General features: G+C 71.2%; 14 protein-coding genes. 7 read left to right on the top strand and 7 right to left on the bottom strand.

Annotation, left to right across the window (positions count from 1 at the left end; all coding sequences use genetic code 11):
- Positions 1-41: 41 nt before the first annotated feature.
- A complete protein-coding gene (locus B207_RS0113685; protein WP_018637115.1) occupies positions 42-1,232 on the bottom strand; it encodes a CaiB/BaiF CoA transferase family protein in 1,191 nt (396 codons plus the stop codon).
- 298 nt (positions 1,233-1,530) lie between these two features.
- Here B207_RS0113685 and B207_RS0113675 point away from each other — a divergent pair, with 298 nt between their 5' ends.
- The gene (locus tag B207_RS0113675; RefSeq protein WP_018637113.1) at positions 1,531-2,508 is read left to right on the top strand and encodes a TIGR03621 family F420-dependent LLM class oxidoreductase; all 978 of its coding nucleotides are present in this window, start codon (positions 1,531-1,533) and stop codon (positions 2,506-2,508) included.
- A gap of 57 nt (positions 2,509-2,565) precedes the next feature.
- On the opposite strand, the gene B207_RS0113670 is transcribed toward B207_RS0113675, so the two are convergent.
- Both B207_RS0113670 and B207_RS0113665 read right to left on the bottom strand, forming a co-directional pair.
- Positions 2,566-3,336 carry an SDR family NAD(P)-dependent oxidoreductase gene (locus tag B207_RS0113670; protein WP_051102521.1) on the bottom strand — a complete coding sequence of 257 codons (771 nt, stop codon included), beginning with the start codon at positions 3,334-3,336 and terminating at the stop codon, positions 2,566-2,568.
- Positions 3,337-3,562: 226 nt separating this feature from the next.
- On the bottom strand, positions 3,563-4,441 hold the full coding sequence (locus B207_RS0113665) for an HpcH/HpaI aldolase/citrate lyase family protein (RefSeq protein WP_026311031.1): 879 nt from the start codon (positions 4,439-4,441) through the stop codon (positions 3,563-3,565).
- A 985-nt stretch (positions 4,442-5,426) separates the two neighbouring features.
- On the opposite strand from B207_RS0113665, the gene B207_RS0113660 reads away from it, so the two are divergent.
- The gene (locus B207_RS0113660) at positions 5,427-6,878 is read left to right on the top strand and encodes an aldehyde dehydrogenase (protein ID WP_018637110.1); all 1,452 of its coding nucleotides are present in this window, start codon (positions 5,427-5,429) and stop codon (positions 6,876-6,878) included.
- A 315-nt stretch (positions 6,879-7,193) separates the two neighbouring features.
- On the opposite strand, the gene B207_RS38285 is transcribed toward B207_RS0113660, so the two are convergent.
- The 4 genes from B207_RS38285 to B207_RS0113640 all read right to left on the bottom strand — a co-directional run bounded on the left by B207_RS38285 (position 7,194) and on the right by B207_RS0113640 (position 12,323).
- Entirely contained in the window at positions 7,194-7,499 is a 306-nt protein-coding gene (locus B207_RS38285; RefSeq protein ID WP_084692131.1) for a hypothetical protein, read from the bottom strand.
- A gap of 620 nt (positions 7,500-8,119) precedes the next feature.
- Positions 8,120-9,517: a glutamate decarboxylase gene (locus tag B207_RS0113650; RefSeq protein ID WP_018637108.1), complete on the bottom strand. Its 1,398-nt coding sequence runs from the start codon at positions 9,515-9,517 to the stop codon at positions 8,120-8,122.
- 177 nt (positions 9,518-9,694) lie between these two features.
- Positions 9,695-10,819, bottom strand: a complete 1,125-nt coding sequence (locus tag B207_RS33790; RefSeq protein ID WP_018637107.1) for a PP2C family protein-serine/threonine phosphatase — start codon at positions 10,817-10,819, stop codon at positions 9,695-9,697.
- A gap of 43 nt (positions 10,820-10,862) precedes the next feature.
- Positions 10,863-12,323, bottom strand: coding sequence for an amidase (locus B207_RS0113640; protein ID WP_018637106.1), 1,461 nt, complete (start codon positions 12,321-12,323; stop codon positions 10,863-10,865).
- A 300-nt stretch (positions 12,324-12,623) separates the two neighbouring features.
- Here B207_RS0113640 and B207_RS40635 point away from each other — a divergent pair, with 300 nt between their 5' ends.
- From B207_RS40635 to B207_RS0113615, 5 genes are all read left to right on the top strand, one after another.
- A complete protein-coding gene (locus B207_RS40635; RefSeq protein ID WP_051102517.1) occupies positions 12,624-13,331 on the top strand; it encodes a hypothetical protein in 708 nt (235 codons plus the stop codon).
- A gap of 155 nt (positions 13,332-13,486) precedes the next feature.
- Positions 13,487-13,795, top strand: coding sequence for a GlsB/YeaQ/YmgE family stress response membrane protein (locus B207_RS0113630; protein WP_018637105.1), 309 nt, complete (start codon positions 13,487-13,489; stop codon positions 13,793-13,795).
- 740 nt (positions 13,796-14,535) lie between these two features.
- Positions 14,536-14,997, top strand: a complete 462-nt coding sequence (locus B207_RS0113625) for a GNAT family N-acetyltransferase (protein ID WP_018637104.1) — start codon at positions 14,536-14,538, stop codon at positions 14,995-14,997.
- 379 nt (positions 14,998-15,376) lie between these two features.
- Positions 15,377-16,171 (top strand): SCO2525 family SAM-dependent methyltransferase, encoded by a 795-nt coding sequence (locus B207_RS0113620; protein ID WP_051102516.1) that lies wholly within the window; start codon positions 15,377-15,379, stop codon positions 16,169-16,171.
- 11 nt (positions 16,172-16,182) lie between these two features.
- The gene (locus B207_RS0113615) at positions 16,183-18,021 is read left to right on the top strand and encodes an SCO2524 family protein (protein ID WP_018637102.1); all 1,839 of its coding nucleotides are present in this window, start codon (positions 16,183-16,185) and stop codon (positions 18,019-18,021) included.
- Positions 18,022-18,032 lie beyond the last annotated feature (11 nt).

The raw sequence follows: 18,032 nt of genomic DNA, 5'->3' as shown, positions 1-18,032 counted from the left end.
CGCCGGCGGGATCTACCCGGTCCGGGCGGTCCGGACGCCTGTCAGATCACCCCGTCGGCACGCAGCCGCGCGATCTCCTCCGGTGCCCGCCTGAGCAGTTCGCCGAGCACGTCGTCGGTGTGCGCGCCGAGCTCGGGCCCGAGCCAGCGGATCTCTCCCGGGGTGTCGGAGAGCGCGGGGATCACGCCCGGGACGGCCAGCGGACCGATCCGGGAGTCCTCGACGGTGATCGTCTCCCGGTGCCGGTACTGCGGATCGTCGAAGATGTCGGCGATGGAGTAGAGCTGCCCCGCCGGAACCTGGGCTGCCCGGCAGCGGGCGAGCACCTCCTCGCAGGGCAGCGAGCCGACCCACTCGCCGACCAGCGCGTTGACGAGGTCGCGGGCCGCGAGCCGGTTCGCCTTCGGACCGAGCTGGTCGGCGTCCGCCAGCTCCGGGCGCTCCATGGCGCGGGTCAGCCGGGCGAACATGTCGTCGTTGGAGCAGGCGATCGCGACCCAGCGGTCGTCCTTCGCGCGGTAGTGGCTGTGCGGGAGCACGTTGACGGTGTCGGCGCCCATCCGCTCCCGGACGAAGCCGAACTGCTGGTAGGCGGGCGCGATCTCGTCCAGCGCACGGAAGATCGTCTCGTACAGCGCGAGGTCGACCACCTGGCCGCGGCCGGTGCTCTCTCTGGCCCGCAGCGCCATCAGTACACCGATGACCCCGTAGAGGCCGGTCATGTAGTCCGCCAGCGAGGTGGAGCCGGGGGTGACCGGGGTGCCGCCGGGCTCGCCGGCCAGGTAGGCCAGGCCGGAGAAGGCGTGCGCGATCCGCGCGAAGCCGGGAAGGTCGCGGTTCGGGCCCGACTGCCCGTACGCCGAGACCCGCAGCAGGATCGCGCGCGGGTTCAGCTCCTGGATCGCCTCGGGACCCAGCCCCCAGCGCTCCAGGACACCCGGGCGGAAGTTCTCGATGACGACGTCGGCCGTCGTGATGAGCTCGCGCAGGAGCTCCAGGCCGCGTGGATCGGCGAGGTTCAGCGTCACCGACCGCTTGTTACGACTCTCGCTGAGCCAGACCAGGGTGTCCCCACAGTCCGTCTCGGTGCCGAAGCGGCGCAGGTTGTCGCCGGTGTCGGGGCGCTCGACCTTGATGATGTCGGCCCCGAACTCGCCCAGGACCGTGGCGCAGAACGGCCCGGCCAGGTAGGTGCCCAGGTCAAGAACTCTGACGCCCTGGAGTGCGTGCATGCTGTCAGCTCCCGGTTGGTCCGTGGTTCGACAGTGAGCCGATTCTCAGGCCGACCAGGGCGCCGACACCGGGCCCCCGACGCCGCCGCTGGGGCACGGCGCCGGCGGGGTGCCGCCGGCATCTAACTCGAACCGGTGGTCGGCGTGCTGGTCTTGGGGCACGCTGAACCGTGTCTGCTCGATCATGAGCCTGTCCCTTCGGCGGGGCGGATGAGAACCACGATCTTCCTCACCGGAAACGACGCTACCACATATAGCAGGTCGTCCTATAGTCGGACGCGCATGTTATTCTCCGCCGGTGACGATCGAGCGACCCTTCCGCTTCGCTGTCCAGGCGACGAAGGCGAGGTCGGCGGCCGAGTGGCGCGACCTCTCCCGTCGCGTCGAGGACCTGGGGTTCTCCACCCTCTTCCTCGCCGACCACTACCTGGGGCGTGGCCCCGCGCAGCAGGAGGCCCGCTGGCCACCGCAGTACCTGGCGCCCATCGCGGCCATGGCCACCGCGGCTGCTCACACCACGACGCTGCGCGTCGGCTGCCGTGTCTTCTGCGTCGACTACCACGAGCCCGCCGTCCTGGCGAAGGAGGCGGCGACGATCGACCTGCTCTCCGACGGGCGGCTGGAGTTCGGCATCGGCGCCGGCTGGAGCGCCCCCGAGTACCGGGCGATGGGGGTGTCCTTCGAGCCGGCCGGGCTGCGGATCCGCAAGCTCACCGAGGCGATCGCGCTGTTCAAGGCCCACTGGTCGGGGGAGCCCATCGACCAGAAGGGCGAGTTCGTCAACGTCACCGGCTATTCGGGGCTGCCGCTGCCGGTGCAGAAGCCGCATCCGCCGATCATGATCGGCGGGGGCAAGCGGCGGGTGCTGTCCCTCGCCGGGCGCGAGGCCGACATCGCGAGCATCTCGACTCTCCACTTCGCCCCCGTGAACGAGGACGGCCTCACTCCCGTCGAGGAGGCGGAGCGCCGGACCGGGTACGTCCGGGAGGCCGCGGGTGACCGCTTCGCCCACCTCGACATCGAGAGCTCGCCGTTCTTCACCAAGGTCACCAAGGACGCCGAGGAGATCGAAGCGGCGGTCGGCGGCGTCGCGGCCACCATGCAGGTCGAGGCCGCGGGCCTGATGCGGCATCCGAACGTGCTGGTCGGGTCCGTGGAGGAGATCGTCGAGCGGCTCCAGGAACGGCGCGCGCAGTTCGGGGTGAACTACATCAGCCTCCAGCAGTCGGAGATCGACAGTTTCGCCCCCGTCGTCGAACGCCTGGCGGGGCGGTGAGTACCGGCAGGCGGCCCGGCTCCCGGGCCGCCTGCCGGCAACCCGGCCGGCCGGAGCTCAGCGGGCGACGTATCCGCCGTCGACCGGGATGGCCGTCCCCGTGATGAACGAGGCCTCGTCGCTGGCGAGGAACAGCGCCGCCGCCGCCAGCTCCTGCGGCCGGCCCCAGCGGCGCATCGGCTGGGGCAGGTTCTTGCCGGACGGCGGCTCGGAGTCATCATCCGCGTTCGCCAGGCCCGTCCAGGTCATGCCCGGGCAGATCGCATTGATCCGTATACCGCTCTCGGCATAGTCCAGAGCGGCCGACTTGGTGAGCTGAATGACTCCGCCCTTCGCGGCAGAATACCCGGCCTTACCCTTCCAGCCGACCAGCCCCGCGGCCGACGCGGTGTTGATGACCGAACCCCCGCCGTGCCGCAGCATCGCCGCTATACCGTACTTCATACCGAGGAAGACACCCTTGAGGTTGACGGCGACCACCAGGTCGAAGGTCTCTTCCTCGATGTCCGCCAGGGGGTTGGGCGGCCCGCCGAAGCCGGCGTTGTTGAAGAGCACGTCGAGTCGCCCGAACTCGCGCTCGGCGGTTTCGATCATATTCTTCGCGTCCACGGCGAGCGACACGTCGGCATGCACCGCGACCGCGCCGTCACCAATCGCGGCCGCGGTCTCCTTCTCGCGGCCGCTGATGTCGGCGCACACGACCTGGGCGCCCTCCCGACCGAACAGAAGGGCGGTGGCTCGGCCTATGCCGGAGCCGGCGCCGGTGACCACCGCGACCTTCCCGTCCAGGCGTCGCGCGGGAAAAGAATCCGGAATCTGCTCGACCATGCAGGTCATACTACACATCGGCCGTCCGGCGTAAAAGCGTCCGGCGGCAGGGCCGGTTCACGGTCAGCGTAGCCCGGATGATGAAGAACGAGAACCGTGCGAAAAGGCCGCTGGGGCCGCGCACGGATATTCTCCTGCGCTTTTCCGGTGCTGCCGCGGCACAGTCTGTGCGGGTCCGGTCGGTCAACTGACCGGCCGGACCCGACTCGCGGCGTCCGCCGCAGGCTCAGGCGCCGGCCAGCGACGCCTTGTACAGGATGTTCGCGGCCAGCCGCATGTGCGCCGCGTCGACCAGTCGGCCGTCCCGCCCGATCGCCCCCACGCCCTCGGCCTCGGAGGCCCGGTAGATCGCCACCGCCTCGTGAGCCTCGGCGACCTCCTGCTCCGTCGGCGCGAACACCTCGTTGGCGATCGGCACCTGGCCCGGATGGATAGCCCACTTGCCGTCGAACCCGAGCAGGCTCGCGTGGGTGGCCGAGCGGCGGTAGCCGTCGACGTCCTGGTAGGCCGGGTACGGCGCGTCGATCGCGTCGATGCCCGCGCCGCGAGCCGCGGCCAGCACCTGCACGCGTGCGAAGTGCCAGAAGTCGCCCGGGTACTCGCTGACCGGATCGAAGTTGCCGTCCACCCGGGCCTTCAGCGATGCGGAGAGGTCGCCGGCGCCGAAGATGATCGCCTCGAGGCGGTTGCTCGCCCGAGCGATCTCGGCGGCGTTCGACAGGCCCTCCGCCTCCTCGATGAGGACCTCCAGCGCGATCCGCCGGGTCAGCCCGAGCTTGTGCTCCAGCTGCGTGAGCAGCACGTCCACCCACCAGACGTCACGGGCCGACCGTGCCTTGGGCACGATCAGCACGTCGACGGCCTCGCGGGCACCCGTCACGATCTCGATGATGTCGTCGTGGCACCAGGGCGTGTCCAGCCCGTTGACGCGGACGGCGCGGACCGTCCGCCCCCAGTCGTGACCGGTCAGAGCGCGGACGGCGATGCCGCGCGCGGCCTCCTTGGCAGCGGGCGCGCAGGCGTCCTCCAGGTCGAGGAAAACCAGGTCGGCGCCTGACGCGGCGGCTTTCTCGCACATGCGCTCGCTACTGGCCGGAGTTGCCAGCTCGGACCGGCGCGCGCGCGGCCCGGCGGATTTCGTTCCAGCCGCGGAACGAATGGGCGGCGAATTGTCGGGTGCGGCCTCCGTCAGGCCGGGAACGTCCACACTCTGCGCTGACACAACTGCCTCCCTGAGTCCTGCGCCGGCCGGGCAGGTGGCCGGAGCCCGATACTTCCTCGGTCTGGGACCGAGTCTTCCGAGAACGCGCCATGAAGCCGCGTCAATGTCTTTCCCGTCGCCCGCCTGATCTCGCCGGGAACCAGGCCGGCCGATCCCGGGAGAGCGGTTCCCCTGGGTGTGTTCAGCCGTGCGGCGCCGCGCCGCGCCTCGAATGTTGACGAAGGTTCCCGAGGACGACCACAGAAGCGGCGGGCCCGGCGGGCCGAGGAATACGATCCCGCCCCGGCTCTGCCAGGCGCTGGCCTTCCCTCCGGGAGATGACCGAACGGTGCACGCCCGGCGGGAAATCCGCCGCGGGCGCGCCCCGTCCCGGGCGGGATTTGGCCGGGGCGGCCAGCCCTGGGGGCGATTTCTCCGTGCGATCTTGGGTCCGGTGCCGGGCCGGGCGGCCGGCGGAGGTCAGGATGACGACGCCCGCCCACGAGCGCACGGCCGAATATGCTCCCAGTGGATCACTTTCCCTCGGCGCGGTAGTGGGCTGTGGATTCGGTTGTTCGATTTAGAGGCCAACGTTAGTGTTGTCGCATGACAACCGCAACTGTCGGCGACGCCGGGGCACGGGCCGCCGCCGCCGCGACGGCGGTGGTCTGGGGCGGCTCCGGCACGTGAGCCCGCCTGTCGGCGGCGGGGCAGTCCGGCCTGGTCACGAGCGGCGCGAACAGCGCTGGCGGCGCGGCTGGCCCGCCGCCAGCCGGTGGTCGTAGCGGGCCCGGTGGCGGGCGGCAGCCGCGCGCGGGATCGTCTCCCTGTCTGAGTGTGTTGCACATATTTGACTGATCACTACCGCGGGCCGTGTCCGGAGGGACTCATGCAGCAGCAAGAACATCTGTTCATCGGGGGCGAATGGGTCGCGCCGAGCGGCACGGCCACGATCGAGGTCGTCTCTCCGCACAGCGAACAGGTCATCGCCCGCATCGCCGCGGCCGGCAGGGAGGACGTCGACCGGGCCGTGGCGGCGGCGCGCCAGGCCTTCGATGAGGGGCCCTGGCCGCGCCTCGACCCGGCCGAGCGCGCCGAGGTCATCCGTCGCCTGGCCGCGCTGATCAAGCCGCGCCGCAAGGAGCTCGCCGAACTGATCACCGCCGAGATGGGCGCGCCGATCTCGTTCGCGAAGCTGTCGCACGTCACGCTGCCGATGCTGATGATGGGCGCCTTCGCCGACATCGCCGTCAACCTCCCCTGGGAGGAGCCGCGGAAGGGCTTCTACGGTCAGGACATCCTCCTGCGCAAGGAGCCCATCGGGGTCGTCGCCGCCATCGTCCCGTGGAACATGCCGCTGTTCCTGACCGTCGGGAAGCTGGTACCGGCACTGCTCGCCGGCTGTTCGGTGATCCTCAAGCCGTCGCCGGAGACGCCGCTCGACGCCTACGCGCTGGCGGATCTCCTCGGTGAGGCCGGGCTGCCGCCGGGCGTCGTCAGCGTGCTGCCCGGCGATCGGGATCTCGGCGAGTACCTCGTCGCGCACCCGGGCGTCGACAAGGTCTCGTTCACCGGGTCCACCGCGGCCGGGCGGCTGGTCGCGGCCTCCTGCGGATCGAACCTCAAGCGGGTCAGCCTGGAGCTCGGCGGCAAGTCCGCCGCCGTGGTGCTCGACGACGCCGACCCGGCCGCGGTCGCCGCCGGTGTGGAGATCGCCGGTCTGATGAACAGCGGGCAGGCCTGTGTGGCGCAGACCCGCATCCTCGTTCCCCGCTCGCGCTACGACGAGTACCTGGACGCGCTGGTGGCGATGGTCGAGTCGCTTCCGGTCGGCGACCCGACCGACCCGGCGACGAAGGTCGGCCCGCTGGTCGCCCGCCGGCAGCAGGAGCGGGTGCGGAGCTACATCGAGGTGGGCCAGAAGGAGGGTGCGCGGCTGGTCACCGGCGGCAGCGATCTGCCGGCCGGAGTGGACAGCGGCTGGTACGTGCGCCCGACGGTCTTCGCGGACGTCGACAGCGGCATGCGCATCGCCCAGGAGGAGATCTTCGGGCCGGTGCTGACGGTACTGCCGTACAGCGACGACGCCGAGGCCATCCGGGTCGCCGATGACACCGAGTACGGCCTGTCCGGGTCGGTGTGGACGTCGGACGTGGAGCGGGGCCTCGCCGTCGCCCGCCGGGTCCGCAGCGGGACCTTCGGTGTCAACCAGGCGTACAGCATGGACCCGAACGCGCCGTTCGGTGGGGTGAAGGCCAGTGGCATCGGGCGTGAGCTGGGCCGCGAGGGCATCGAGAGCTACCTCGACGTGAAGTCGATCTCGGTGGCGCCGGCGTCCTGACCGGCGGCCGGCGCACGGCTGGGACCCGCCTGCCTCGGGGCTGCTGTAAGGGCCCCCGGGCAGGCGCTGGTCCCAGGGTGGTGACGCGCCGCATGTCGAGGCGCGGGGTGCGGACGTGCCGCGTGACCGGTCGTGACGACGTCACGGCACGGTTCGTCACAGCACGGTTCGTCACAGCACGGTTCGTGGCACGGTTGCCGCGCCAGCCCGGGTGGGCGGCGCTGCCGCACTGCGGACTGCGTACTGCGGGGTACTGCGACTACGGCCACCGCGGATGCGGAGTACCACGACCCACTGATCGTGGGCCCGTCGCCGTCAGGGGGTGGGTGCGGACGAGGTGTCGACGGCAACCCAACGGCGGGCGTGCGAGGAGGCGGCGCCGAGGTCCTGGAGTCGGCGCAGACCGGCGGTGACCTCGGCGGGGGGCAGACCCAGGTCCAGCGCGAGGACTCGTGCGCGCACCGGCCGGTCGGCCCGGGCGAGGGCCTCGCGGACGGCGAGGACGGTGCGGTCGGCGCGGGTCAGCTTGTCCCGGTACCTGCGTTGAGGCTGGCGCGGGACGTCCCCGGTTAACCTGCTCTTCGCCTGGAGGGGGCCCGTGGGAGAGGTCACAGAATGCATTGCATCACCTTTCTCGATTTCGCTTAACTCCAACAATGCCTAGTTTCGCGGCGGTCGTCATGGTGAGGTTCGCCGCGTCACGCTAAGTGTTTGCGACAATACAGCTTGCCCATTGGTGCGTTCGGGTAACGCCACGATCTCTTCGCTGCCACAGAGCCTGTGTGACCGGAGCAACGCCGCCCTGGCCACCCGTAGGTGCTGGGTGGCCCGGGCGCCGCGGGGCCTTCGCCCCGGCCGGCGCCGGCCGGCCGCCGTGATCGGCGGAATGCTCCGGACGGGCCGCATGCCGCTGCCGGTGCCTGTCGAACGGCCTGGGTTTTCCCTGTCTATTGGCTCTCATTCTACGAAGAATTTCCTGAAGGCCGGAACATGTCGCGGGCGTCCTGATAGCGACAGCGGCGTCGGTAAGAGGCGCTCGGGGCGGGGCCCGTCGTGCCCCCTTCGGCATGGGCCCACACCGGCCCGGTGGCCGTGCCGGTGTGGGCCCATGCCGGACCCGGGCCGGCCGCGCGCCGCGGGACGCCGGTGGGCCGGTGGGCCGGTGGCGGCCGGCGTGGACGGCTGGGCATGGACACCTCCTTCCGGCCGGCGATGGTCGATGGTCGTCCTTCTGGAGTTGTTCAGTGGTGGAACGACGCGCGGCTCCCGTCGTCCGGCCACCTCCCGGCCCGCTGATCGGTCAGTCGGCAGACGACCCGTCGCAGATCGTCCAGGAGCAGATGTGCGAGATCGCGGCTGAATTCCGCCCGTACAACGATCCGCAGCACGGCGAGATCCGTCAGAGCGGGCGGGAAGTGATAGGCCGGAACCAGCCAGCCGCGGGTGCGCAGCGCCTCCGAGACGTCGAAGACGCTGAAGTCCGTCCCGTCCCTCATCGTGAACGCGAACGCCGGGATCCCGGAGCCGTCCGAGATCAGTTCGAAGGGTCCGAGTTTCGAGATCTCGTCGGCCAGCCATCGCGCATTGTCACGGCACGTGCGGGCGGCGAGCTGGTAGCCCGCGCGACCGAGCCGCAGCAGCGAGTAGTACTGGGCGACGACCTGTGCTCCGGGCCGGGAGAAGTTGAGGGCGAAGGTCGGCATCGTGCCGCCGAGATAGTCGACGTCGAACACCAGATCGGCCGGGAGGTGCTCGGTGTCCCGCCACACCACCCAGCCGACGCTCGGGTACACCAGCCCGTACTTGTGCCCGGAGGCGTTGATGGAGACCACGCGGTCGAGCCGGAAGTCCCAGCGCAGGGCTGGGTCGCAGAACGGGGCGATGAAGCCTCCGGAAGCGGCGTCGACGTGCACGGGGACGTCGGGCCCGCCCGTCGCGGCCAGCTGGTCGAGCGCGGAGGCGATCTGCTCGACCGGTTCGTAGGTCCCGTCGAAGGTCGATCCCAGAACGGCGACGACGCCGATCGTGTTCTCGTCGCAGTGAGCGACCGCCTCCCCCGGGGTCAGGTGGGTCCGCCCGGGGGCGAGCGGGACCAGCCGCGGCTCGACGTCCCAGTAGCGGGCGAACTTCTCCCAGCAGACCTGGACGTTCGCCCCCATGACGATGTTCGGCGCCGGCTCGGCGCGCGGTGGCCGGGCGGCACGGTCCCGCCACCGGCGCAGGAGGGCGAGACCGGCCAGCATGCAGGCCTCGGACGAGCCGGTCGTGGAGCATCCGATCGTGTTCGCGGCGTCCGGGGCGTTCCACAGGTCCGCGAGCATGTTGACGCACCGGGACTCCAGCTGGGCGGTCTGCGGGTACTCGTCCTTGTCGATCATGTTCTTCGCGGCGCACTCGGCCATCAGCCTGTCCGCGTGCTCGTCCATCCAGGTGGTCACGAATGTCGCCAGGTTCAGCCGGGCGTTCCCGTCCAGCATCAGCTCGTCGTGCACGATCTGGTAGGCGGCCTCCGACGACATCGACGAACGCGGTATCCGGTACCGGGGCACCGAGGTGTCCTCGTCCAGGGCCGACAGGTGTGGGCGCACCGCGACGTTCTGGTCGCCACGTTCGCCGCGAACCCGGCCATGCAGGGCCATGGGTGGTTCCTCCTCCCGGCTGCCTCCGGTGTCGCCCTGAGTCTGCGACTCAGCAAGCGATCACGCCAGGTGACGTACCGGGTGTGGAGGGTGTCGCCGGGTGGCACGCTGCCGCCCGCGGCAGCTCAGCGAGGCCCGTCGGCGGCCTCCGAGCAGGAGGCGGGTCGGGAGCCTCGGTCAGAGAGCGTCGGTCAGCGGCCGTCCCGGCTGCCCGGCCGCGAGTCCCGAGGCGCTGGCGGGCGAAGCCTCGGCGGACGAGCCCGTTGCCAGGCGCTCGACGAGGAGCAGCGCGAGGTCGTCGTGCAGGTTGCCGCCGACGTGCCCGGCAAGGGCGCTGGTCAGTTGGTCGAGCGCGACGTCCGGGGACACCCCTCGCAGCAGGTCCACGTGCCGTTCGAGCTGGAAGAAGGCCCGGTCACCGTCACGGGCCTCGATCAGCCCGTCGGTGAACAGCAGCAGGCGGTCGCCGACGTCCCAGCCCGCGGTGGTCGTGGCGAAGCGGTCGCCGAGGCCCAGCGGTGGAGAGAACGGGCAGGTCAGCGCGGCTGTGTTCGTGGGCCCGACGAGCAGTGGAGGGTGATGGCCGGCGGAGCAGAGGCTGAGCCGGCCGTCCGGGTGGATGTCGAGCAGCAGGGCGGTCACGAAGTCCTCGGGGTCCGCCTCGCGGCTGACCGAACGCGCGCACGCCGCCGCGACCTGCTCCTGGTCGAGCCAGGTGCAGGCTGCCTCACGGAAGGCGCCGAGCACCACGGTCGCCAGCCGCACGGCGGGCAGCCCCTTGCCACGGACGTCACCGATGATGACGCGGATCGAGTGCTGGGTCGCGACGACCTCGTAGAGATCGCCGCCGACCGAGGCCTCCCGGGCGGCGGAGAGGTAGCGCGCGGCGAACCCGGCGCCGTGCAGCCGGCCGGGGATCTCCGGGAGCAGAGCCCGCTGGGCGACCTCGGCGACGGCGCGGACCTGCCGCAGCTCCGAGTTCCGCCTCGTCCGGTGGACCGCGATGTACACCGCCACCGTCGCCTGTGCCGCGACAAGCACGCACGCGGCGATGTGCTGGCCGTTGCCGAACCGGTGGTCCCACAGGCCTGAGGTGACCGCCACGACCTCGCTGAACAGCCCCACAGCCAGGGTCACCCCCACCGGGCAGGCGACTGCCGCCACCAAGGCCCCGAGGCCGAAGTAGCCGGCCGTGGACAGCGTGGTGGACGCACCCACCACGATCGCGGCGGCGAGGACCAGCAGGCCGGCGGCCAGGGGCTCCCAGAAGCCTCGAACCCGGTCAACCACGGTGGTGAGCATGTGCCATTGTCCCGAGAGAAACGCTTTTGTCAGCGGGGGACTGTCACATCGGCCGCACGGCGGACGTCTCCAGACGTCCTGGGTAACGGGTGTACCACTTTTCGACGTCCTCCAGTTCCGCGGCGAGGGAGATCAGTGTCCCTTCGTAGCCGGCCGGGCCCATCAGCTGCGCGCCCACCGGCAGTCCCGCCGGCGTGAGCCCCGCGGGGACGTTCACCGACGGCCAGCCGAGCACGTTCCACGGCCAGGTGTACGGGCAGGCGGCGACGATCGCCTGGTCGGTCTCCCAGTTCGTCGGCCGGTTCAGCTCCCCGACCCGCGGCGGCGGCACGGCCGTCGACGGCGCGAGCAGGACGTCCACCGTCCGGAACAGGCGTCCGATGCCGGCCCGCGCCACCGCCTCCGCCGCCCGGCTCGGGCGGAGCAGCGGCCGCAGCGCCCGGCCGGTACGGGCGTTCGCCAACGTCCGCGCGTCGAGGAGACCGGGATCGGGCACCCGGCGGGACCAGTCCCGGATGCCGTCCATCGACCGGGGGAGGAACAGCAGCCCGAGCAGGCCGTAGAACGGGTCGGCGGGCACCACCTCGTGGCCCAGCCCGGCCAGTACCTCGGCGAGGCGCTCCACCGCGGCGCGGACGGCCGGATCGAGGGCGGCGGGCATCCCGCTGTAGGGGATCCGCAGCGACAGGCCGATCCGCAGCCGTGGCGGTGGCCGCTCCGCCGCCCGGGCGAACGGCTCCACCGGCGGCGACGGGCGGTCCCGGTCCACCGGGAGACTGCCGCTCAGCAGATCCAGCAACAGCGCGCCGTCGGCGACGGTGCGGGTGAGCGGCCCGAACGTCGTGAGCCCGTTGAACTGCTCGGGAACCGGCGCACTCGAGATCCGCCCGCGCTGGGGCTTGATGCCGACAAGATGGGTCCAGGCGGCGGGAATGCGGACCGAGCCGGCGCCGTCAGAGCCGATCGCGGCGGGCACCAGCCCGGCGGCGACCGCCGCCGCCGCGCCGCCGGACGAGCCGCCCGGAGAGTAGTCGAGGTTCCACGGATTGCGGGTGGCGCCGAACGCCGGACCCTCGGTGAAGGGCCACTGCCCGAACTCGGGAGTGTTCGTCTTCCCCACGATGACGGCGCCCGCGGCCCGCAGCCGGCGGACCATCTCGCAGTCCTCGGCGGCGGGCGGGAAGTCGCCGGCGGCACCGAACGCGGTCGGCAGGCCGGCGATGTCCGTGTCATCCTTGATCGCCACCGGGACTCCCAGCAGCGGCAGCCGCTCCCCGGCGGCCAGCCGGCGGTCGGCCTCGTCGGCCTCGGCGAGAGCCTGCTCGGTACGCAGGACCCGGAAGGCGTTGAGCGTCGTGGCGGTCGCCTGCGCGCGGTCGAGGCTGGCCGCGACGAGCTCGCGTGACCCGACCTCCCCCGAGGCCAGCCTGCCGGCGAGCTCCCGCAGGCCGGGCAGGCCGTCGAGCTGGTAGCCGTCCGTCCACACATCCGCGGTACCCGACATCAGCCACCTCCTGGACGCGACACGCGCGGCGGAGCCGTGGACAGCACGCTAGCCGACCCGGTAGGCCCGCTCGCCGGCCCGGCGGGACATGAGACGTACGCGGCAGATGTCGGCCGTCGAGCCGATGCGCGCATCCGTGTGCGCGGCGGCCTATGTGCCAGACCACGCCCCGATACGCGGACAGGTCGGTTATCCCTGGCATAGGCGGGTATTCGGCCAACGGACGCGTGTGAGCAACCCCGGATTCGTCATCGGTTCACCGCACGCGAGACTCGCAGAACCGCCGAGGAGGACAACGAGATGACCGAGGGCATGAGTACCCGCCACACCGAGCCGACCGCATCGCCCCCCGCCTCCGCCCCAGCGCCCGATCTCGGGGGCCCGGCCGCCGCCGGAGCGGCCTCGGGCCCCGCGCACCACGTCCCGCCGGTGGTGGACCCCGCCGCCCGCCCCGTTCCCACCGCGGCCGCGGCGGACGCCGCAGCCGGCGGCTCCGCCGGGGCAGCCGGGGCAGCCGACCGGGTCGCCCCGGTCGCCGGTGCGGCTTCCGGAGGCACCGCTGGCTCGGACGACACCGTTTCCGGCGATGGTGCCTCCGGTGACGGCGCTGCCAACGCCGATCTTCGCGCCCGTTTCAACGAGGTGACCTCCGGACTCGCCCCGCATGTGGCAGCCGCCACGGAGAAGACGCGTGACGCCGCCGGGAAGGCCGCCGAGGTGGTCCGGGACAAGGTGGCCCAGACCCCGGCCCTCGCGTCCGCGGCCGGGCGCACCGTCGAGGCCAGGAACCGTGCCGTCGGCACCGTCCGTGAGCAGCTCGATCAGCACCCACAGGTGGCGGCCGCCGCCGAGCGGACGGCTGCCTCCGGTGGCAAGGCTGCGCGGTCGGCGGGTCAGCAGGCCCGGCGGCATCCGGGTGCGACCGGTGGCGCCGTGTTCGGTGCCGCGGCACTCCTCTTCCTCCGGCGGGTCACCCGGCGGAGGAAGGCCGCGCGCAACGCGCGGTAACGGTAGCGCGCAGTAACGCGGAGCAGCGCGCCGCGCGTCGTCACAAAAGGGCCAACCAGCACCTTGCAGGATGAAGTGTTTACAGGTGGACGACCCGGGGACAAAGCAACCAGTCGCTCGAGGTGAGCGAACATCTCGGTAAGGGAGAGCCACAGATGCTCACGTTCATCGTCGTCATGATCCTGCTCGGTCTGATTGCCGGCGCCGTCGCACGGCTGGTTCTCCCGGGCCCGGACCCGATCGGCATTCTCGGCACGATCGGTGTCGGAATCGTCGGCTCCTTTGTCGGTGGTTTCCTCGGCTATGTTCTCTTCGGCAAGGATCTGGGTGAGGGCGCTCTGCAGCCGTCCGGTGTCATCGGCTCCATCATCGGCGCGATCATCGTGCTCGCCGTGTGGCGCTCGATCAACGGCCGTGGCGTCTCCCGGAACCACCACCGCAGCCGCCGGTACGCCCGCCGGTAGGCGGCAGGCGGTCCCGGTGTCCGGAATTCGCGGCTGACGGCCCAGGCTGACGGGCCCGGCAGGGCCGGAGCAGGACGCAGGCCGCCACCCCAGGTTCCCCTGGGGTGGCGGCCTTCTGCTGTGTGGGGACCCGTGTTCCGCGAGGTGGAACTCCTGCTGCCCGTGACGGGCGGTGGGCGGCGCCAGCTCCGGTGTCGGGGTCCCGACGGGAAGCCTGACACCAGGCGCAGGGGCTCGTGGCTCGCACCTTGCGGCGGCAAAGCCGGATTACTACCTTGTGCGTGGACTGTCGGGTCGGTGCGTCGTCGCGAGGGCGCGCCGACATTTGTCTGGATGTGCGATTTGTTGCTTGTCGACAGATGTTCCATCCAGGTCTTGGGTCAAAATGTGTCGTCCGCGAGTCATCCGTTTTACGGATTATGAGTTTCTGCTGAGGCATCCTGGAGGCATGCCGCTGTACCCGGTTGCTCCCTTGCCAGGCATCCACGTGCCGGCCGAGTCGTGCCCTGGTCCGCGCGGTACTCTTCGAGGCGCGGCCCGGCCCCGCGGTGTGGCGTACCGAATGCCGGAAAGTCGCGGGAGTGCCGGGTGCCCCCGGCGGCGTGCAGGTCGCTCCGGGATGGCGGGATCGCATGTCTGTCTCCCGCGGACCGGTATGTCGACATGCCAGCAGGAAAGGCCGGGAGGGGCGAGCCGTGAACGCGGTCAAGGTGAGGTCGGTAGGAGCGGAGGACCTCCCTGTGCTCAGCGACATCGACAAGAGGATCTTCGGTCCGCTGGCCTACCCCAGGTTCGTCCTTCGCCAGTACTTCGATGTCCATCAGCGGGAGATCCTGGTCGCGGAGGAGTCCGGCGAGCTCGTCGGTTATTCGATTGCGGTTCGCTGTGGCTCGGACGACGAGCGCGAACTAGCCCACTTCCTGGCGCTCGGGGTGGACACGTCGCACCGGCGTCAGGGGGTGGGGCGCCTGCTGGCCGAGGAGACCCTCGACAGCCTGCGCCTCCGCGGAGTGCGCCGGGTGCGCCTGGCGGTCGCGCCGCGCAACACGGTCGCGATTGCTCTGTACGAGTCGTTGGGCTTTACCCGGATCGGTGCCGAGGACGACTACTACGGCCCCGGCGAACCGCGGCTGCTGTTCGACCTGGCCTGGCCCCACACCGAACCCGCCGGCCCGCGCTCGTCAGGAGCTGCCGCCTACTGAGCGGAGCTCGGGCAGTGCGGCCGCCAGGCCGCACGCCAGCTCTTCCGGTCCATCCAGCTCTTCCGGTCCATCCAGCTCTTCCGGTCCATCCAGCTCTTCCAGGCGCTTCCTGCCTCGACCGTCGCCGTGGGACGCGCCCCTTCGTGGCGGTGACGGCCGCGTATCCGGCCTGCGGCCTCGAGCGCCCGCGCCGTGCCCTGGCAGCGCGCCCACGCCCGGCCGCCTGTGTGCGCCCGGGCCCGGTGGCCGCGCGCACGCAGGGATTCTCCGCGCGCGGCCGGCCCCGCGACCCATCGCCCCCAGCCGCCCGGCCCGACCGCGGCCCGGCCCGAGACAGTGACGCGCGCATTCAGTGGGAGCAGATGTGCACGTAAAACCGATGGAACCTGTGGGACCCGGCGAGCCGCGGAGGGCGAACTCCGCGGGTGAATGGGACAGATTCGACCCCGATGTCTATTACGAGCTCAACTATTCCGCGCTGCGTGCGGATGACCGGCAGATTCTCGAGGGTGTCCGGGCCCACTTCGCCACCTTCGCCGCCGCGGCGGCGGCGGAGCGCCCGCTGAGCGGGCTGGATGTGGGGAGCGGCAGCAATCTCTACCCCGCCCTGTCCATGCTGCCGTGGTGTGACCAGATAACGCTGGTCGACTTCGGCGCGTGCAATGTGGCCTGGTTGGAGAAGGAGATCAAGGCCTACGGCGCGACCTGGGACGAGTTCTGGGACGTCCTGTGCCAGGAGCCCGTCTACGGAGCGGTCGAGGACCCGCGGCGCCTGCTGGCGGAGCGGGCTGCCGTCAGCCAGGGCAGCGTCTTCGAGCTGGATCGGGCCCGCTGGGAGATCGGGACCATGTTCTTCGTCGCCTGCTCCATCTCGGAGAAGGAGGACGAGTTCCGCCGGGCGTCGGAGTGCTTCCTGAACGCGCTCGTGCCGGGCGCACCGTTCGCCATGGCGTACATGGAGAAGTCGGAGGGCTACCGCGTCCGTGACGTCGCCTTCCCGGCCGTGTCGCTGGACATGACGCAGATCCAGGACAGCCTGGACGGGCTGGCCACGGATCTGAAGGTCAACCGCATCGTCGTGGCGGAGCTGCTGCGCGAGGGATACGAGGCCATGGTTCTCGTCTGCGGCCGCACCCGGCGTGAGCCGGTGCCGGGCGCACGGATACCGGACTGAGGGGCCCCGCCATGGACATCCGACCGCGGCAGCTCCTGCTGGAGATGTGGAAGGCCGCCGCAGACTACTCGTACGGCGACGGCACGTGGCGTTTCGCCGGTCGCGCCGCACCGAACTCGACCAGCGACGCGGAGCAGATGCTCTGCCTGATGTACCCCGCCTACCAGATGACCGGGATGGGTTTCGTCAGGCCGGACGAGACGGCCAGGGACGTGTGCGCGGCGCTGGAGGGCCTCGGCGACGCCCGGCAGATCCCGCAGGTGCTGAGTCGGGCACTCGTGCAGTACCTGCAGCGGTACACCGACAGCAACGGGGCCCCGGTCTTCGCGGGCGGCTCCTATTTCCAGGCTTTGCACGAGGGCGACACGCTCACCCCCGACCAGGAGGCGCTGGAGGTCGTCGACTCCTTCTCGATGTCCATCACGCTCTCGCTCGCGATTCTCGGCTTCGTCAAGGAGTTCCGGCCGACGGTGCGCCGCAGCGCGCTGCTCGACGAGATGCGGGCGCTGGAGGCGGCTGCGTCGCACCGGCTTACGGCATCGATGGTGGGCATTCTGCGGTGCTTCACCGTGCGGTCGTTCACCCCCGACTCGCCGGACGGGCAGGCGCTGCGTGATCTGGTCAACACGGACGACTCACCGCGTGAGAGAGTGCTCGACTCCTTCCGGGAGGCTCTGGTCCCGGCACGTACCGCGCTGCGCGAACTGAAACTGGGCGTCGACCTCTCCAGCAGCGACGTGGTGGAGGACGACTCCCTGCTGTTCGAGTGCGGCTGGTCCTGGGGCGTCATCCGGGACGCCCCGCCCGTCGATCCGGGCGGGAACTACGAGGTGGCCCAGGCGAAAGGCCTTGCCGAGGCCCGCCCGTCGCTCTACTTCACCCTCTCCGCGCTCGACGGCATCGCCGACCTCTTCTCGGAGCGCACTCGCCGGCTCGGCCTCATCGGCCCGGAGCAGGAGGGCCTCGTCGGCGCGCTGGCGCTGCGGCAGAACCTGGCTCAGCTGTACTGGGCGACCATCGCCCGTTTCGGCCGGGCCCGCTGGGCGGTCGAGGAGATTCCGTGGCGGGGCCGGCTCGCCGCCGACGAGGGGCCCGAAACGGACTACGACACCCTGCTCGCGGCTTCCATCACCATCGAGGCACTGGCCACCGAGCGGGCGAGGGACGTCGACGTCGCGCGCATCGCCTCCGTCCTCGAGGAACTGGCGATCCGGGGGCGGGTGACCCGGCGCGCCCGCCTGCGTGAGCAGGCGACCCAGCTGCACGTGCCCGGCGTCCGCATGGAGCTGCCCGGCGCGGAGGATCTGGGCCCGCCCGCGGTCTGGCCGGTGGCCGACTTCTCGACGGCGCTGCTCAAGCGGGTCGCCCGCACGGCCTCGGTCACCCGCGACAGCGCGCTGCGGGACAGGCTGCTCACCCTGGCCGACCAGATCTGGCTCAGGCACCTCCAGCGCCGACAGATCACGGCCGGGCCGGGGGCGGGGCTGTGGGACGACATCGCTGACATGTTCAAGGTGGAGATGCCGGACAAGGAGCCGTCCTGGTACTTCACCGAGCGGATCATGGAGGCCCTGGTCTCCGTCGCGACCATCGCCAACACCCGCCCGTACAGCAGCCGGCTCGCCGAACTGGCCCTGGACATGATCGCCGAGGCCGACCATCTGCACGCCGGTGAGCTCCTGCGCCAGTCGCCGACCGCCGCGCTGCCCGCCCGCACCCAGCTACACGGAATCGGAGCGAGCCTGAGACGGGCTCGGGAGCTGCGGGAACGGCAGCCGGCGACGGCGGTCGCCATCGTGCAGGAGGCGCTGCGCGATCTCGACAAGCTCGCCCTCGCCCGGCGCGGATGACGGCCGGCGAC

The sequence above is a fragment of the Parafrankia elaeagni genome (assembly GCF_000374165.1).
In the GTDB taxonomy this organism is placed as follows: domain Bacteria; phylum Actinomycetota; class Actinomycetes; order Frankiales; family Frankiaceae; genus Parafrankia; species Parafrankia elaeagni.
The sequence above is the reverse complement of the archived record's forward strand: the minus strand, read 5'-3'. Positions and strand labels throughout refer to the sequence as shown.

Bases quoted from the DNA above. Each gene is read 5' to 3' on its own strand.
- B207_RS0113630 (WP_018637105.1), top strand. From the start codon at position 13,487: ATGCTCACGTTCATCGTCGTCATGATCCTGCTCGGTCTGATTGCCGGC.
- B207_RS40635 (WP_051102517.1), top strand. From the start codon at position 12,624: ATGACCGAGGGCATGAGTACCCGCCACACCGAGCCGACCGCATCGCCC.
- B207_RS38285 (WP_084692131.1), bottom strand. From the start codon at position 7,499: ATGCATTCTGTGACCTCTCCCACGGGCCCCCTCCAGGCGAAGAGCAGG.
- B207_RS0113650 (WP_018637108.1), bottom strand. From the start codon at position 9,517: ATGGCCCTGCATGGCCGGGTTCGCGGCGAACGTGGCGACCAGAACGTC.
- B207_RS0113615 (WP_018637102.1), top strand. From the start codon at position 16,183: ATGGACATCCGACCGCGGCAGCTCCTGCTGGAGATGTGGAAGGCCGCC.
- B207_RS0113640 (WP_018637106.1), bottom strand. From the start codon at position 12,323: ATGTCGGGTACCGCGGATGTGTGGACGGACGGCTACCAGCTCGACGGC.
- B207_RS0113685 (WP_018637115.1), bottom strand. From the start codon at position 1,232: ATGCACGCACTCCAGGGCGTCAGAGTTCTTGACCTGGGCACCTACCTG.
- B207_RS33790 (WP_018637107.1), bottom strand. From the start codon at position 10,819: ATGCTCACCACCGTGGTTGACCGGGTTCGAGGCTTCTGGGAGCCCCTG.
- B207_RS0113660 (WP_018637110.1), top strand. From the start codon at position 5,427: ATGCAGCAGCAAGAACATCTGTTCATCGGGGGCGAATGGGTCGCGCCG.
- B207_RS0113620 (WP_051102516.1), top strand. From the start codon at position 15,377: ATGGAACCTGTGGGACCCGGCGAGCCGCGGAGGGCGAACTCCGCGGGT.
- B207_RS0113670 (WP_051102521.1), bottom strand. From the start codon at position 3,336: ATGGTCGAGCAGATTCCGGATTCTTTTCCCGCGCGACGCCTGGACGGG.